We start from the raw sequence: 15,131 nt of genomic DNA on the forward strand, positions 1-15,131 counted from the left end.
TAAAGCCGATTTATGGTCAGTTTGCCTTACTATCTAGCGCATGAATGAGCCCGACGATGACCGCTGGCGCGAGACGCACCTCGGCCGCCTGCTCGGCCACGCCATGCGCCGCTTCGACGAGCGCGTGCTGCAGCTGATGGCGGCCAGCGAGCAGGCGCCGCTGGCGCTGGCCAACCTGGCGGCGCGCGACAAGGTGGGCGCGGCGCACATCCACATCACGCGCCACCTGCCGCTGGGCGGCGCGCGGCTGACCGAGCTGGCCGCCTGGGCCGGCATAGCCAAGCAGTCCATGGGCGATCTGGTGGACCAATGCGAAGCCTGGGGCCTGGTGGCGCGCGAGCCCGACCCGCGCGACGCCCGGGCGCGGCGCATCGTGTTCACGCCGACGGGGCTGGACTGGTTGGCCGCCTTCCGCGACGCCGTGGCGCAGGCCGAGGCCGAGTTCCGCGCCGCCGTGGGCGACGAGGTCGCCACCGTGGTGGCGCTGGGGCTGGAGGCGTATGCGGCCTGATGTTTCAGGCGAAATCGGCCTTCAGAGCTTGTACAGCAAGCGCCGATAGCTATCTTGTTGATAGCGAATGGCGTGGCCTGCGCTGCTCGCCCCGCGCAACCATCCGCGCACCCGCATGCCCACCCCGCCGATGCGGGGACAACCCCAGCGCGGCCCCCGCGGCGGCGCTCTAGAATTTGCTGCCAACGCCCAGTACAACGATGCGGCGCGCGGCGCCGCCACAGGAGACTTTCATGCGCATCCTCATCGCCGAAGATGACCAGGTGTTGGCCGATGGCCTGATGCGCAGCCTGCGCACCCACGGCGCCGCGGTGGACCACGTGGCCACCGGCACCGAGGCCGACACCGCCCTGCTCACCAACACCGAGTTCGACCTGCTGATCCTCGACCTGGGCCTGCCCAAGCTGCACGGGCTGGAGGTGCTCAAGCGCCTGCGCGCGCGCGGGCAGACGCTGCCGGTGCTGATCCTCACCGCGGCCGACAGCATCGAGGAGCGCGTGAAGGGCCTGGACTACGGCGCCGACGACTACATGGCCAAGCCGTTCGCGCTGACCGAGCTGGAAGCGCGCGTGCGCGCCCTCACGCGGCGCGGCATGGGCGCGGCCAGCGCCACCATCAAGCACGGCCCGCTCGAATACGACCAGACCGGCCGCGTGGCCAGCATCGACGGCAAGATGGTCGACCTGTCGGCGCGCGAGCTGGGCCTGCTGGAGGTGCTGCTGCAGCGCAGCGGCCGCCTGGTGAGCAAGGAGCAGTTGGTGGAGCGCCTGTGCGAGTGGGGCGAGGAGGTGAGCAACAACGCCATCGAGGTCTACATCCACCGCCTGCGCAAGAAGATCGAGAAGGGGCCGATCCGCATCGCCACGGTGCGCGGGCTGGGCTACTGCCTCGAGAAGATTCCGGGTTGAATCAGGCGCCCGCGCTTGCTGGGCAAGCGCTGGCAGCTACCGAAACAGCAGCAATGCAGTGAAGATATTCCAACGCGCCCAGCGCTCGCTGTTCGGCGAGATCCTGGACTGGATGCTCACGCCGCTGCTGCTGCTGTGGCCCGTCAGCCTGGCGCTGACCTGGCTGGTGGCGCAGAACCTGGCCAACAAGCCGTTCGACCGCGCGCTGGTCTACAACGTGCAGGCGCTGGCGCAGTTCATCCAGGTCACGCCCGGCCAGCGCGTGCGCTTTCTGCTGCCGCAGCCGGCCAGCGAGCTGCTGCGCGCCGACGACTCCGACAACGTCTACTACCAGGTGCTGGGCGCCAAGGGCGAATACCTGTCGGGCGAGCGCGAACTGCCCGCGCCGCCGCGCGCGGGCCACGAGCCGAGCACGGGCGAACTGGCCGAAGAGCCACAGCTGCGCGATGCCGAATTCCGCGGCCTGCCGGTGCGCGTGGCCTACCTGTGGGTGCCCATCGGCGACAGCGGCGCCCAGGCGCTGGTGCAGGTGGCCGAAACGCGCGAGAAGCGCAGCGTGCTGGCGGCCGAGATCATCAAGGGCGTGATGCTGCCGCAGTTCGCCATCCTGCCGCTGGCGGTGCTGCTGGTGTGGCTGGCGCTGGTGCGCGGCATCCGGCCGCTGTCGGCGCTGGCCTCGCGCATCCGCGCGCGCAAGCCCGACGACCTAAGCCCGCTGGACGAAAGCGCCGTGCCCCAGGAGGTGGGGCCGCTGGTCGGCTCGGTCAACGACTTGCTGACGCGGCTGAAGGACTCCATCGCCACGCAGAAGCGCTTTCTGGCCGACGCCGCGCACCAGCTGAAGACGCCGCTGGCCGGGCTGCGCATGCAGGCCGACCTGGCGCAGCGCGAGGACGCCAGCGCCGACGACCTGAAACAGTCGCTGCAGCAGATCGGCCACGCCAGCGTGCGCGCCACGCACACCGTCAACCAGCTGCTGGCGCTGGCCCGTGCCGAGGCCGGCGGCGCCGTGATGGCGCAGCAGCCGTGCGACCTGGCGCAGCTCACCATCGACGTGGTGCGCGAGGCCGTGCCGCAGGCCATGGACAAGCAGATCGACCTGGGCTACGACGGCCCGGCGCCCGGCGCGCCCGAGCTGACGCTGCTGGGCAACCCCACGCTGCTGCGCGAGATGATCCGCAACCTGGTGGAAAACGCCATCCACTACACGCCTTCCACGCCCGAATCGCCCGGCGTCGTCACCGCGCGGCTGCGCGTGGAGCCGTTCAGCCGCGCGCTGGCTGTGCAGGTGGAGGACAACGGCCCCGGCATCCCCCAGGCCGAGCGCGCCAGCGTGTTCCAGCCCTTCTACCGCGCGCTGGGCACCAACGTGCACGGCTCGGGCCTGGGGCTGCCCATCGTGCAGGAGATCGCGGCGCAGCACCGCGCAGAGGTCAGCGTGGACGACGCCCACCCCGGCCAGCAGCCGCCGGGCGCGTGCTTCACGGTGCGTTTTCGGGCAAGTTGATGGCGCTATCTTGTCGATAGCTTGAGGCGCCCGGCGGGCGGGCGTCGGCGCAGGATTCGGGCATCATCGCCCCGCCAGGCAGGCCACGGCTCGATGGCTTTTTCGTGGGAGCGGGCTTGCCCGCGATGAAGCACTGAACGCGAGGCGACGCCGCATCGCGGGCAAGCCCGCTCCCACAGCCCGCGGTCACCACATACTCCCCTATAAGTAAGCCGATAGCGCCCTATTGGCGGGCGCTGGAGCCGCATACCCCCTACAGTCCGCTCGCACCGACGCCATGCAGCGCCTCTGCACGCCAGGATGATCGAAGCGGCCGCTCCGCCCGCCTCAGGCCGGCTTGTACAGGCTCAGCTGCAGCTTCTCACGCTCCATGGCGCGCGCCACCGCCGGCACCTGGGCGGTGCGCTGCACATGCGCCCACAGCTCGGGAAAGTCCTCGGGGTTGATGCCGGCGATGGTGCCCCAGCGCAGCAGCGTCAGCGCATAGGTGTCCAGCGGGCCGCAGTGCACGCCGCCCAGCCAGTCGCGGCCTTCCGCGTGCGCCTTCTTCACCAAGTCCTGCAGCTCGCCCATCAGCGTGCGGTACTGGCCCACGGCGTGCGTCTTGATGGCGGCCTGCGCCGCCTCGTCGCCGGTGAACTTGTGCGGCATGAAGATGTGCGTGAAGGTGGGGTGCACCGTGTTGTTCATCCACGCCAGCACCTCGACGAAGCGGCCACGCGCCAGCGGGTCCTTGGGGATGAAGGTGGCCTCGGGAAACTTGGCGTCGATGTAGGCAATGATGGCCATGATCTGCGTGATCACCTCGCCGCCGTCCACCAGCACCGGCACCTGGCCGCGCGGGTTGATGGCCTTGTACTCGGGGCTGTTCTGCTCGTTGCGGTGCAGCTTCACCGCCACCGGCTCGAAAGTGGCGCCGGCCATCTCCAGCATGCTGTGCGGCACGAACGAGCAGGCGCCGGAGGCGTAGTAGAGCTTGAGGGTCATGGGGAAGTCTCCTGTGGATCGGTGGGTAGGCAAGGGCCTGAGCATAGCGCGGCGGGCGGGGCGCCGAACATCAATAAAGATAGCTGCCTGCGCCGGTCAATCAATGGTTTCAGATGGCTTCGGCTTGAAATCACGGATGGACAAGCGCAAGCCGCTATCAATTAAAAAGCGCCTGATCGATTAGCCAGCTACGGGAGGATGCGTCTCCGACCCTCACCCCCGCCCTCTCCCGCAGGCGGGCGAGGGAGTTTCAGGGCCAGACGCCCCCTTCGTGAATCGAACGGCCGCGGAGCAGGCCATCAAGCGAACGCCGTGGAGCGGGCTTGGCCCGGCCACTGGCGTTGTCCCCTTCCCGCGAAGCGCAGCGCAGCAAGAGAAGGGGAAGCCGCGTCAGCGGCTCAGGGGTTGTTCTTCTATTCACACCCTCGCAGCTCCTTGCCCGCCAGCGCGCCGCGCAGGCCGCGCACCTGCTGGCGCAGTGCCGCATCGGCATTCGGCAGGCGCAGCAGGTAGGCCGGCGTGTCGCGCCGCTCCTGCACCACGCGGGCGGTGCGCACGCCCTTGCGGCCCAGGTCGGTCAGGGCGCGTTGCGCGGCCTCCTCGCTGGAAAAGCGGCCCAGCGACAGGCCCGGCTCCAGCGCGGCGCCGGGGCGGTCGGTGTCGACACCCAGGTCGCGCAGCTCGCTGCGCTTGGTGCGCACGGCATCCGCGTCGGCCAGCTTGCCGACGTAGACCATCCAGCGGCCGGGCAGTTGCACCGGCTCCAGGCGCCAGCTGCCGGCCGGCAGGCTGGCGGCGGCGCGGCGCACGGCGTCGGCCTGCTGCTCGTTGAACACGCCGGCCTGCAGGCACACGCCGGGGGCCGGGGCCGGCGGCGGGGCGCGGCGGCCACGGGTGGCTCCGGCGCGGGGGCGGGTTGTGCGGGCACCGCCGGTGCCGGCGCAGGTGCGGGGGCCGGGGCTGGCCGGGAGGCCCGCGATGCGGGTGCCGGCGCGGGCGCTGCGGCCGAGGCCGCGTCCAGCGGCCGCAGCGTCAGCGATTCGGGGCGCACCTGGCGCTCCAGCCGCTCGGGCTCGGCCTGCACCGTGGGCGCCAGGCCCAGCACGCGCAGCCAGCCCTGCGACCAGGCGAACCAGGCCACGTTGGCCACCAGCAGCAGCACGACCAGACGACCGACCATCACCCACCTCCTTGTGGCGCCTGTGGGCGCACGCTGACCTCGGCGCTGTGCACCTCGCGCAGGCCGGCGGGCGTGTGCACGCGCAGCTCGCCGCCGGGGCCGACGCCTTGCGCCACGCCTTCCGTTCCATCGGACAGCCGCACCGCCTGCCCGGCCAGCAGGTCGCGCGCGGCAAAGCGTTCGGCCAGCGGTGCGAAGCCGCCCTGCTCGAACCCGCGCACCGTCTGCACCAGCGGCGCGGCGATGCGCGCCAGCGTGGCGGGCGCGTCGATGCCCGGCAACAACTCTTGCAGCCACGCGGGCGGCGTGGCAAAGCCTTCGCCCGGCAACGGCGCGATGTTGACGCCGATGCCGATGACGGCGTAGCGCCCCGTGCCCGGCTGCCCGGTGCCCGCCGTCTCGACCAGGATGCCGGCCAGCTTGCGGCCCTGCCACCACAGGTCGTTCGGCCACTTCAGGCGGATGTCCGGGTGCAGGCTTTCTGCCACCGCCAGCCCCACGGCCAGCGAAAGGCCCGACCAGTCGCACGGCACCAGCGGCAGGCCCAGCGAGAAGGCCAGCGCACCGCCGCGCTCGCCGTCGCCCGACTGCCAGCCGCGCCCCAGGCGGCCGCGACCGGCGGTCTGCAGCTCGGCCACCAGCAGCGTGGGCGCCGTGCGGCCGGCGCGCGCGCGGCGCATCAGCTCGCTGTTGGTGGAGTCGATCCCGGCCACCACCTCCACCGCCACGCCCGGCAGCAGCGGCGCGAGTTGCGTGCGCAGCGCATCCAGGGGCCAGGCAAGGGTGGGGTGGGGCATGCGTCAGCCTTTGGCCTTCTTCTTTTTCTTCTTCTTTTTCTTGTCACCGCTTTCCGCCGTTTCCAGGTCGGACGACAGCAGCGTGCCGCGGCATTTCTTGCTGCCGCACCAGCAGGGGTAGTCCGCCTTCAGCTCGGGCGTCAGCGGCTCGTCGATGACCAGGCCGTAGTCGTAGTTCAGCTCGTCACCGGCCTTGATCTTGCGGCGCGACGTGATGAAGATGCGGCCCTCGTCCTCGTCGGCGATGCAGTTCGGGTCGCAGCTGTGGTTGATCCAGCGCGAATCGTTGCCGCCGTACAGCGCGTCGATCACGCGGTCTTCGTCGATGTGGAAGTAGAAGGTGTGGTTGGGGTCATCCGGGTCGTGCGGATGGCGGCGCTGCGCCTCGTTCCAGCTGATGATCTCGCCCACGTATTCGATGATGCGCTCGCCCTTGGGGATGTCGACCAGGGCGAACACGCCCTGCCCATGCACGCCTGAGCGGCGCACCTCGATGCGGCGCGTGGCCGACGAATCTGCGGGGTTTTTGCTGGCCACGGAAAGTTTTTGCTATGTTGGTTTGAGTGCGCGCGCATGCGTGGGCGTGGGCGCGCGAGTGCGGGTGCGCGTGTGCGCACGCGCGAGGAGCCGGATTCTAGCCACATGAAAACACTGGTCATCGCAGAGAAACCATCGGTCGCGCAAGACATCGTGCGCGCCCTCACGCCCGTTGCCGGCAAGTTCGACAAGCACGACGAGCATTTCGAGAACGAGCGCTACGTCGTCACCAGCGCCGTCGGCCACCTGGTGGAGATCCAGGCGCCCGAGCAGTACGACGTCAAGCGCGGCAAGTGGAGCTTTGCCCACCTGCCGGTGATTCCGCCGCACTTCGAGCTGAAGCCGGTGGACAAGACCAAGACGCGCCTGAACGCCGTGGTGCGGCAGGCCAGGCGCAAGGACGTGGGCGCGCTCATCAACGCCTGCGACGCGGGGCGCGAGGGCGAGCTGATCTTCCGCCTGATCGAGCAGTACGCCGGCGGCGGCAAACCGCTGGGCAAGCCGGTGCAGCGCCTGTGGCTGCAGAGCATGACGCCGCAGGCCATCCGCGACGGCTTCGACAACCTGCGCACCGACGCCCAGATGCAGGGCCTGCACGACGCCGCGCGCAGCCGCAGCGAGGCCGACTGGCTGGTCGGCATCAACGGCACGCGGGCCATGACGGCCTTCAACTCGCGCGACGGCGGGTTCTTCTTGACCACCGTGGGCCGCGTGCAGACCCCCACGCTGGCCGTGGTGGTCGAGCGCGAGGAGCAGATCCGCCGGCACGTGGCGCGCGACTACTGGGAGATTCACGCCACCTTCCTGGCTGAGGCGGGCGAGTACGCCGGCAAGTGGTTCGACCCGGCCTGGAAGAAGGACGCGGGCGATGCCGACAAGCGCGCCGACCGGGTGTGGGACGCCCACACCGCGCAGGCCATTGCCGACGCCGTGCGCGGCAAGGCCTGCAGCGTCACCGAGGAGAGCAAGCCCAGCACGCAGGCCAGCCCGCTGCTGTTCGACCTCACATCGCTGCAGCGCGAGGCCAACGGCAAGTTCGGCTTCAGCGCCAAGACCACGCTGGCGCTGGCGCAAAGCCTGTACGAGCGGCACAAGGCGCTGACCTACCCGCGTACCGATTCGCGCTGGCTGCCCGAGGACTACCTGGCCGTGGCGCGCAAGACCTTCGAAATGCTGGCCACCAGCGGCCAGCGGCATCTGGCACCGCACGCGAAGAAGGCGCTGGATGACGGCTACGTCAAGCCCAGCAAGCGCATCTTCGACAACAGCAAGGTGTCGGACCACTTCGCCATCATTCCCACGCTGGAGGCGCCCGGCGCGCTATCGGAAGCGGAGCAGAAGCTGTACGACCTGGTGGTGCGCCGCTTCATGGCGGTGTTCTACCCCAGCGCCGAATACCAGGTGACGACGCGCATCACGACTGCGTCGCACGAGGGCCAAAGCTACAACTTCCAGAGCAACGGCAAGGTGCTGGTGCGGCCCGGCTGGCTGGCCATCTACGGCAAGGAAGCCGACGCCGAAATGGAGAAGAAGGAAGGCGAGCAGTCAAAGTCGCTGGTGCCGGTGAAGCCGGGCGAGATGGTGCGCAACGAACACGTCGAGCCCAAGGCGTTGCAGACCCGCCCGCCCGCCCGCTATTCCGAAGCCACGCTGCTCGGCGCCATGGAAGGCGCGGGCAAGTGGATCGAGGACGACGAGCTGCGCGAGGCCATGCAGGAAAAAGGCCTGGGCACGCCCGCCACGCGCGCCGCCATCATCGAAGGCCTGATCGGCGAGAAATACATGCTGCGCGAGGGGCGCGAGCTGATCCCCACCGCCAAGGCCTTCCAGCTGATGACGCTGCTGCGCGGGCTCCAAGTGGAAGAACTCAGCAAGCCGGCGCTGACCGGCGACTGGGAATACAAGCTGGCGCAGATGGAAAAAGGCCAGCTCTCGCGCGAAGCCTTCATGCGCGAGATCGCGGCGATGACCGAGCGCATCGTGCTGAAGGCCAAGGAATACGACCGCGACACCGTGCCCGGCGACTACGCCACACTGCAAACGCCCTGCCCGAACTGCGGCGGCGTGGTGCAAGAGAACTACCGCCGCTATGCCTGCACCGGCGCCAGCGGCGCGGGCGAAGGCTGCGGCTTCTCGTTCACCAAGACGCCCGCCGGCCGCACGTTCGCCGTCGAGGAGGCCGAAGCCTTTTGAGCAACCACAAGATCGGCCCGCTGGAAGGCTTTCGCAGCAAGGCCGGCTGGCCCTTCGTGGCCGAGCTGGCGCTGGTGCGCGACGAGGAAAGCGGCAACTACAAGCTCGAATTCGACTTCGGCGACGACGCCAAGGCCGAGCAGACCGGCGAGATCGTCGACCTGTCGGCGGAACCCAGCGTCGGCCCTTGCCCCAAGTGCGGCAACCCGGTGAAGGCCTTCGGCAAGAGCTACGTCTGCACCCGCAGCGTGCCCTCGCACGAGCACCCCGCGCCCAGCTGCGACTTCAAGAGCGGCCAGGTCATCCTGCAGCAGCCGGTGGAGCCCGAGCAGATGGCCAAGCTGCTGAACGAGGGCAAGACCGACCTGCTCGACAAGTTCGTCAGCATGCGCACGCGCCGCCCCTTCAAGGCGCGCCTGGCCTGGAGCCCCGACGAGGGCAAGGTGGTGTTCGAGTTCGAGCCGCGCGAAGGCGGCCGCAAGTACCCGCCGCGCAAGACCGCCGCCGCACCGGCCAAGACCGCTTCCAAATCAGGAGCTGCCCGCGCTGAAGGGGCGGGCGCTGCAGCCAAAAAGCTGCCAAAAAGGCACCGACCAAGAAAACCGCCGCCAAGACCGAAAAGACCCCGCGCGCCGGCAACCTGCAGCCCAGCCCCGCGCTGGCCGCCGTCATCGGCCCCGGCCCCTTCGGCCGCGGCGAGGTGATGAAGAAGCTGTGGGACTACATCAAGGCGAACAACCTGCAGGACCCGAACGACAAGCGCACCATCCTGGCCGACGACAAGCTCAAGCCCGTGTTCGGCGCCGACAGCGTGGGCATGTTCAAGCTGGCGGGGCTGGTGGGCGGGCACCTGAGCTGAGGAGCGCGCGGTTGTCCGGCGGCGATGAATGCTCTAACATACAAGCATTCATTCCGTCCCATGTGGAGCTGCCCATGAGCGCCCATCCCGCCCCCATCACCACCTACACCAGCCGCGAGTTCACCCGCGACGTGGCGGCAGCCAAGCGCGCAGCCGCCAACGGCCCGGTGTTCATCACCGACCGTGGTGAGCCGGCGTATGCGCTGCTCAGCATCGAGGAGTACCACCGGCTTCGGGGTGGCAGCCAACCGCGCACCTTGCTCGAAGTCATGCAATCCATCCCTGGCGGCGATTTCGAGTTCGAGCCGCCCAAGTTGGACGACGTCGCGAAACCGTTCGATTTCGACGCCGATTGAGCCGCACGTGTACCTGATCGACACCAACGTCATCTCGGAACTGCGGGAGGGCAAGCCTCGCCCGGATCCTGCCGTGCTGGCCTGGGCCGGCACCGCGCTGCCGCAAAGCCTGTTCCTGTCCGTGGTCACCAAGTTCGAACTGGAGATGGGCGAGTTACGCCTGGCGCGCAGGGACCCGGCGCAGGCCATCGTGCTGCGCACCTGGCGCCAGCTGGTCCTGGCGCAGTTCACCGGCCGCGTTCTGCCTTTCACCGAATTCACCACACCGTTCTGCGCCGCGCTGCACGTGCCTGATCCGCGATCATTTCGCGACGCCATGATCGCCGCCACGGCGCTGGAGCATGGCTTTACGGTCGTCACGCGCAATGTCGGTGACTTCACCGGCACCGGCGTGCGGCTGCTCAACCCTTGGGATTTCAACGCGTGACGCCGCGCCGCCCCTGATCGGCCTCGCCCTCGGCAGCGGCTCGGCGCGCGGCTGGGCGCACATCGGGGTGCTGCGGGCGCTGGCCGAGGCGGGGCTCAAGCCCGACATCGTGGCCGGCGCGTCGGTGGGCGCCATCGTGGGCGCGGCGTATGCGGCGGGTGAGCTGGACCGCTTCGAGGAATGGGTGCGGCGCCTCAGTGCCCGCGCCGTGTGGTCGTTCATGGATTTCGGGCTGGGCGGCGGCATGCTCAAGGGCGAGAAGCTGGTGGCGTTTTTCCGCAACCACTTTGCCGATCCGGCCATCGAATCGCTGCCGCTGCGCTTTGGCGCCGTGGCCACGGCCCTGCGCACGGGCGACGAGGTGTGGCTGCGCGAGGGCTCGGTGGCCGATGCGGTGCGCGCCTCGTTCGCGCTGCCTGGGCTGTTCACGCCCGTGTGGCAGGACGACCGGCTGCTGGTGGACGGCGGGTTGGTGAACCCGGTGCCGGTGTCGCTGGCGCGCGCGCTGGGCGCCGAGGTGGTGATCGCCGTCGACCTGAACGCCGACATTGCCGGCCGCCTGCTGCGCGCCGAGCCTGCGCCGGCGCCGCGCGCGCCGTGGATGCAGTCGCTGCAGAACCGCATGAGCGCGCTGATGCCGCATGGCGCCGAGCCGCCGGCCGACGCCCCAGCTGCCGAACCCGCGCCGGCCACGGCGCCGCGCGGCCTGCCCTCGGTGCTCGACGTGCTGGCCAGCAGCATCCACGTGATGCAGGTGCGCATCACGCGCAGCCGCATGGCGGGCGACCCGCCCGAGACGACGATCGCGCCGCGCCTGGCGCACCTGGGGCTGCTGGACTTCCACCGCGCGGCCGAGGCCATCGACGCCGGCCGCGCCGCCGCCGCCGAGGTGCTGCCGCTGCTGCGCGCGCGCGGCCTGTGCCCGCCGCTGGCGCCGGATGCGGCGTGATGCTGTCAAACTCCCGCCCATTCACCCGAATCAGACGCATCCCATGAACATCACCAAGGACACCGCCGTCACCATCGCCTACCGCATGACTTCACCGCAAGGCAAGCCGTTGGACAGCGGCACCACCGCCTACCTGCACGGCGGCTACGGCAACCTGTTCGACAAGGTGGAGGCGGCGCTGGACGGCCAGGGCGTGGGCCACAGCGTCAGCCTCGACCTGACCGCTGCCGAGGCCTTCGGCGAGCGCGACGAGGCGCTGGTGCGCACCATCCCCAAGAGCGAATTCCCGCCCGGCGTGAAGGTGGGCGGCCAGCTGCAGGGCGCGGGGCCGCAGGGTACGCCGGTGGTCTACAACGTGGTCAAGATCAAGGGCCCCGAGGTGCACCTGGACGGCAACCACGCGCTGGCCGGGCAGGCGATGCGCTTTGCCGCCACGGTGACGGCCGTGCGCGCCGCCACGGCCGAGGAGATTGCCCACGGGCATGTGCATGGTGCGCATGGGCACCAGCATTGATGATTTCGCTACATTTTAAATAGCCCTCAGCGCTTGCCAGACGGGCGCTGAAGCCCGATTTGGCTTCTAACCTCTTGAGATCCCCCGTCCGCCGGGGCAAGCCGGAATGACAAGGAAGTTTTCAGCCGTGGTCCCCGTGAAGCAGCGCCCATGGGCTTGCGCCGGCGTGGGGTGAAACAGCGACATACCCTATCAGCCGCTTGCGCGACTGCGTGCCTGCCCCGTTTGCGCTAGGCTTCGCGCCGCCATGTCCAGCGCCGCGCCCCCGCCCGCCAACCCTCTTTTGCCACCGCGCGTGGCCTGGGCCATTCTGCTGGCGCTGGCCAGCGGCTTCACGCTCAGCCAGTCGTTCCGCACCGTGGCGGCCATCATGGGGCCGCCGCTGGCGGGCGAGCTGCACCTGTCGCCGCAGCAACTGGGGCTGTGGGCGGCGGCGTACCACTTCTCGTTCGGCATCATGCAGCTGGTGATGGGCGTGTCGATCGACCTGTTCGGCATCCGCCGCACCATCCTCGCCGCGTTTCCCATGGCGGTGCTGGGCGCCGCGGTGTCGGCCGTGGCGCCCAATTACACGGTGCTGCTGATCGGCCAGATGCTGATCGGCACCGGCTGCGCGCCGGCCTTCCTGGTGTGCACGGTGTTCATCGCCAAGTACTTCGTACCCCAGCACTTCACCTCCACATCGGGGCTGATCATGAGCATCAGCGGCCTGGGCGTGCTGGCCACGGCCACGCCGCTGGCCTGGCTGATCGAGGTCAGCCACTGGCGCTGGGGCTTCGGCGTGCTGGCGGTGGCTTCGGCCGCGTCGTGGCTGGCGATGTGGTGGCTGGTGCGCGCGCCGCGCGGCAGCAGCGCCGCACAGCCGGCGACTGAGCGCCAGAGCGTGCTGGCGGCGCTGCGCGATCTGCTGCGCCTGTTCGCCCTGCCGCACACGGCCGGTCTGGTGGCCTACGCGGCGGTGGCGTACGCGGGCTTCATCACCCTGCGCGGGCTGTGGCTGGGGCCGCTGCTGGTGGAGCGCCACGGCTTCAGCCTGGTGCAAAGCGGCAACGTGGCCTTTGTGATGACGCTGGCCAGCATGGCCAGCCCGGCCATCTTTGGCCGCATCGACCCCGGTGGCGCGCAGCGCGTGCGCTGGCTGCTGGGCTTTGCCGTCGTGGCCGTGCTGATGCTGGGGGCGATGGGCCTGATCCACGTGGCCTGGGCCGACGTGTTGCTGGCCATTGGCTACGGCGCGCTGTCGGGCTACGGCGTGCTGCAGTACGGCTACGTGCGCGAAGCCTACCCCGAGCACGTGCGCGGCCGGGCGCTGTCGCTGTTCACCATGGCGATGTTCCTGGGCATTGCGCTGATGCAGTGGGCCAGCGGCCTGGCCGCCAGCCTGGCGCCGCGCTTCGGTGTCGAACCCTTCACCGCCGCGCTGCTGACCATGAGCGCGGTGGTGCTGATGGGCACGCTGGCGTTCTGGAAGCTGCCGCGGGCGCCGGCTGCGGATTGACGGCCCTCACGTCTGGTCACGATTGCCCGGCACGCCGGCGCCGCGCGCGGCGGCCAGCGGGCATACTGGCCGCACACTGAAGGAGTACCCGCCATGCGATTCATCCGCCCATTCATCGCCTGCGCCGGCCTGCTGGCCGCCGCGCTGACGCTCGCCGGCTGCGGTGCCACGCCGCACAACCCCGACACCGCTGGCGCCACATCGGGCGTCACCGTTTACGGCACCGCAGATGTGGGTGTGGGGCGCGTGCGCAAATAAGCCTGCCGAGGCTGGTCACTTGATTTTTGATAGCTGCTTGCGCAAGCCAGATAAGCGCCAGAGCCGATTTTCTGCCCGCTCGCCTCACCGCCACATGCGCCGTCTGATCCACGCCCCCAACGCCGCCATCGCGCAGATCTGGGCCGATCTGCTGTGCGAGGCCGGTTACCCGACGACGGTGGAGCGGCGCTTTCTGTCCAGCGTGGCCGGCGAGCTGCCGCCCGACCAATGCCTGCCCGAGCTGTGGGTGCGCCACGACGAACACCACGCCGCCGCGCGCGCGCTGCTGGCCGAACTGGCGCAGGTGCCGCAACGCCGCTGGCAATGCGCGGCCTGCGGCGAGCAGATTGAGGGCGGCTTCGAGCAGTGCTGGGCGTGCGGGGCGTTGATGCCATCACTATTGAATTCGTAGCTGTCAGCGCTTGTCCAGCAAGCGCTGCGGGCCGATTTGACCAAAATCGTGAGGGCGCTTACTTCCAGCGCAGCGGCTCGGTGCTGACGCTGCCGCGTGCGCTGGACAGGGTCAGCACGCCCTCTTGCAGCGTTGCTTGCAAGGCCATGCCGCGCTCGGCCAGCGCCGCCAGCGCTTGTGCGTCGGCGGCGGGCAAGCGCCAGACTTGCAGCTTGTCCAGCCGCGCCAGCTTGCCTTCGATGCCGCGCCACCACACATCGGCCGCCGGGCCGAAGGCGTAGACGATCACCGCATCGGCTTTGCTGCACGCCTTGGCCAGCGGCTTGTCGTCGGGCTGGCCGACTTCGATCCACAGGCGGGTGCGGCCGGTGAAATCGACCAGCTGCACATCGGGCTCGTCAGGGCTGGAGAGGCCCGCGCCAAAGCCGATGCGCGCGTCGCCGCCGCACACATCCTGCACCTGGTGGGCATTCAGTGCCAGCGCGGCCAGGCGCACCATCATGCGTTCGTCGGTCTCGCTGGGGTGGCGCGCCAGCGTAAGGGGCAGATCGGTGTAGCAGCCGTGGTCGATGTCGGCGAGCTGCACGTCGGCCTTGAAGACCGTAGATTTGAGGGCCATCGGGAGCGGCTGCGAGCGGGGCTGCTGGGGTGCCTCAATGGCCGTTGGGTTTTCCGGCGGTCAGGCGGTCCATGAAGGCGAACAACACGCCGGACAGCACGAAGGTCAAGTGCAAGCCGACTTTCCAGGCCAGCTGCTTGTCGGTGTAGCTTTCGACGTTGACAAAAGCCTTGAGCAGTTCGATGCCGGAAATCGCGACGATGGAGCCGATCAGCTTGATCTTCAAATCGGAAAAGGTGACGTGCCCCATCCATTCGGGCCGGTCTTCGCTGTCTTCCGTGTTGATTTTTGAAACGAAGTTCTCGTAGCCCGCAAAAACGATGATCAGCAGCAGATTGGCCACCAGCGCCACATCCACCAGCGTCAACACACTCACCATGATCTGCCCGCCATCGAGCGTCGCCACCTGGGGCAGCAGCATGACGAACTCTTTGATGAACTTGAACAGCAGGATGGCGATGGCGCCCACCAGCCCGACATAAAACGGCGCCAGCAACCATCGGCTGGCGAACATGAATCGCTCGAGACGCTGTTCAAAAGATTTCATGGGATGGGCATTGCAAGATCAAATGGCAGAGGGCTGCGCGGTGCGCCGATGGGATCTCGGTCACTGCCGCTC

The 15,131-nt window shown here is 69.2% G+C and carries 16 protein-coding genes and 1 pseudogene; 11 read left to right on the forward strand and 6 right to left on the reverse strand.

The window, feature by feature from the left end; translation table 11 throughout:
* Positions 1-40: 40 nt before the first annotated feature.
* From H0I39_RS09485 to H0I39_RS09495, 3 genes are all read left to right on the forward strand, one after another.
* Complete coding sequence (locus H0I39_RS09485; RefSeq protein WP_180550319.1) at positions 41-511, forward strand: MarR family winged helix-turn-helix transcriptional regulator; 471 nt, start codon at positions 41-43, stop codon at positions 509-511.
* Between the two features lie 233 nt (positions 512-744).
* Complete coding sequence (locus H0I39_RS09490; RefSeq protein WP_180550320.1) at positions 745-1,419, forward strand: response regulator; 675 nt, start codon at positions 745-747, stop codon at positions 1,417-1,419.
* A gap of 58 nt (positions 1,420-1,477) precedes the next feature.
* Complete coding sequence (locus H0I39_RS09495) at positions 1,478-2,926, forward strand: sensor histidine kinase (RefSeq protein ID WP_180550321.1); 1,449 nt, start codon at positions 1,478-1,480, stop codon at positions 2,924-2,926.
* A gap of 327 nt (positions 2,927-3,253) precedes the next feature.
* Here H0I39_RS09495 and H0I39_RS09500 read toward each other — a convergent pair whose 3' ends face one another.
* The 4 genes from H0I39_RS09500 to H0I39_RS09515 form a co-directional block, all read right to left on the reverse strand.
* Entirely contained in the window at positions 3,254-3,913 is a 660-nt protein-coding gene (locus tag H0I39_RS09500; protein ID WP_180550322.1) for a glutathione S-transferase family protein, read from the reverse strand.
* A 413-nt stretch (positions 3,914-4,326) separates the two neighbouring features.
* A complete protein-coding gene (locus H0I39_RS23240) occupies positions 4,327-4,767 on the reverse strand; it encodes an SPOR domain-containing protein (protein WP_307776799.1) in 441 nt (146 codons plus the stop codon).
* 325 nt (positions 4,768-5,092) lie between these two features.
* The gene (locus H0I39_RS09510; protein ID WP_180550323.1) at positions 5,093-5,890 is read right to left on the reverse strand and encodes a biotin--[acetyl-CoA-carboxylase] ligase; all 798 of its coding nucleotides are present in this window, start codon (positions 5,888-5,890) and stop codon (positions 5,093-5,095) included.
* Positions 5,891-5,893: 3 nt separating this feature from the next.
* A complete protein-coding gene (locus tag H0I39_RS09515) occupies positions 5,894-6,427 on the reverse strand; it encodes an SET domain-containing protein (RefSeq protein WP_180550324.1) in 534 nt (177 codons plus the stop codon).
* 105 nt (positions 6,428-6,532) lie between these two features.
* On the opposite strand from H0I39_RS09515, the pseudogene H0I39_RS09520 reads away from it, so the two are divergent.
* From H0I39_RS09520 to H0I39_RS09555, 8 genes and pseudogenes are all read left to right on the forward strand, one after another.
* A pseudogene (locus H0I39_RS09520) lies at positions 6,533-9,479 on the forward strand (DNA topoisomerase III).
* A 74-nt stretch (positions 9,480-9,553) separates the two neighbouring features.
* A complete protein-coding gene (locus H0I39_RS09525) occupies positions 9,554-9,835 on the forward strand; it encodes a type II toxin-antitoxin system prevent-host-death family antitoxin (protein WP_180550325.1) in 282 nt (93 codons plus the stop codon).
* A gap of 7 nt (positions 9,836-9,842) precedes the next feature.
* Entirely contained in the window at positions 9,843-10,262 is a 420-nt protein-coding gene (locus tag H0I39_RS09530; RefSeq protein WP_180550326.1) for a type II toxin-antitoxin system VapC family toxin, read from the forward strand.
* Positions 10,201-11,211 (forward strand): patatin-like phospholipase family protein, encoded by a 1,011-nt coding sequence (locus H0I39_RS09535; protein ID WP_180550327.1) that lies wholly within the window; start codon positions 10,201-10,203, stop codon positions 11,209-11,211. The genes H0I39_RS09530 and H0I39_RS09535 overlap by 62 nt, the downstream gene beginning before the upstream one ends.
* Before the next feature lie 43 nt (positions 11,212-11,254).
* Positions 11,255-11,725 carry an FKBP-type peptidyl-prolyl cis-trans isomerase gene (locus H0I39_RS09540; protein ID WP_180550328.1) on the forward strand — a complete coding sequence of 157 codons (471 nt, stop codon included), beginning with the start codon at positions 11,255-11,257 and terminating at the stop codon, positions 11,723-11,725.
* Positions 11,726-11,972: 247 nt separating this feature from the next.
* Positions 11,973-13,223, forward strand: coding sequence for an MFS transporter (locus H0I39_RS09545; protein ID WP_180550329.1), 1,251 nt, complete (start codon positions 11,973-11,975; stop codon positions 13,221-13,223).
* A gap of 93 nt (positions 13,224-13,316) precedes the next feature.
* Positions 13,317-13,481 (forward strand): hypothetical protein, encoded by a 165-nt coding sequence (locus tag H0I39_RS09550; RefSeq protein WP_180550330.1) that lies wholly within the window; start codon positions 13,317-13,319, stop codon positions 13,479-13,481.
* A 94-nt stretch (positions 13,482-13,575) separates the two neighbouring features.
* On the forward strand, positions 13,576-13,893 hold the full coding sequence (locus tag H0I39_RS09555) for a putative signal transducing protein (protein WP_180550331.1): 318 nt from the start codon (positions 13,576-13,578) through the stop codon (positions 13,891-13,893).
* 58 nt (positions 13,894-13,951) lie between these two features.
* Here the strand turns inward: H0I39_RS09555 and H0I39_RS09560 are convergent, their stop codons facing one another.
* Positions 13,952-14,512 (reverse strand): YaeQ family protein, encoded by a 561-nt coding sequence (locus tag H0I39_RS09560; RefSeq protein ID WP_180550332.1) that lies wholly within the window; start codon positions 14,510-14,512, stop codon positions 13,952-13,954.
* Between the two features lie 34 nt (positions 14,513-14,546).
* Complete coding sequence (locus H0I39_RS09565; protein WP_180550333.1) at positions 14,547-15,059, reverse strand: TIGR00645 family protein; 513 nt, start codon at positions 15,057-15,059, stop codon at positions 14,547-14,549.
* Between the last annotated feature and the right edge of the window lie 72 nt (positions 15,060-15,131).

This window comes from Ottowia beijingensis, assembly GCF_013423955.1.
Taxonomy (GTDB): domain Bacteria; phylum Pseudomonadota; class Gammaproteobacteria; order Burkholderiales; family Burkholderiaceae_C; genus Ottowia; species Ottowia beijingensis.

Coding starts and splice junctions, on each gene's coding strand:
- H0I39_RS09485 (WP_180550319.1), top strand. CDS start 41: ATGAATGAGCCCGACGATGACCGCTGGCGCGAGACGCACCTCGGCCGC.
- H0I39_RS09490 (WP_180550320.1), top strand. CDS start 745: ATGCGCATCCTCATCGCCGAAGATGACCAGGTGTTGGCCGATGGCCTG.
- H0I39_RS09500 (WP_180550322.1), bottom strand. CDS start 3,913: ATGACCCTCAAGCTCTACTACGCCTCCGGCGCCTGCTCGTTCGTGCCG.
- H0I39_RS09510 (WP_180550323.1), bottom strand. CDS start 5,890: ATGCCCCACCCCACCCTTGCCTGGCCCCTGGATGCGCTGCGCACGCAA.
- H0I39_RS09525 (WP_180550325.1), top strand. CDS start 9,554: ATGAGCGCCCATCCCGCCCCCATCACCACCTACACCAGCCGCGAGTTC.
- H0I39_RS09535 (WP_180550327.1), top strand. CDS start 10,201: ATGTCGGTGACTTCACCGGCACCGGCGTGCGGCTGCTCAACCCTTGGG.
- H0I39_RS09540 (WP_180550328.1), top strand. CDS start 11,255: ATGAACATCACCAAGGACACCGCCGTCACCATCGCCTACCGCATGACT.
- H0I39_RS09545 (WP_180550329.1), top strand. CDS start 11,973: ATGTCCAGCGCCGCGCCCCCGCCCGCCAACCCTCTTTTGCCACCGCGC.
- H0I39_RS09550 (WP_180550330.1), top strand. CDS start 13,317: ATGCGATTCATCCGCCCATTCATCGCCTGCGCCGGCCTGCTGGCCGCC.
- H0I39_RS09555 (WP_180550331.1), top strand. CDS start 13,576: ATGCGCCGTCTGATCCACGCCCCCAACGCCGCCATCGCGCAGATCTGG.
- H0I39_RS09560 (WP_180550332.1), bottom strand. CDS start 14,512: ATGGCCCTCAAATCTACGGTCTTCAAGGCCGACGTGCAGCTCGCCGAC.
- H0I39_RS09565 (WP_180550333.1), bottom strand. CDS start 15,059: ATGAAATCTTTTGAACAGCGTCTCGAGCGATTCATGTTCGCCAGCCGA.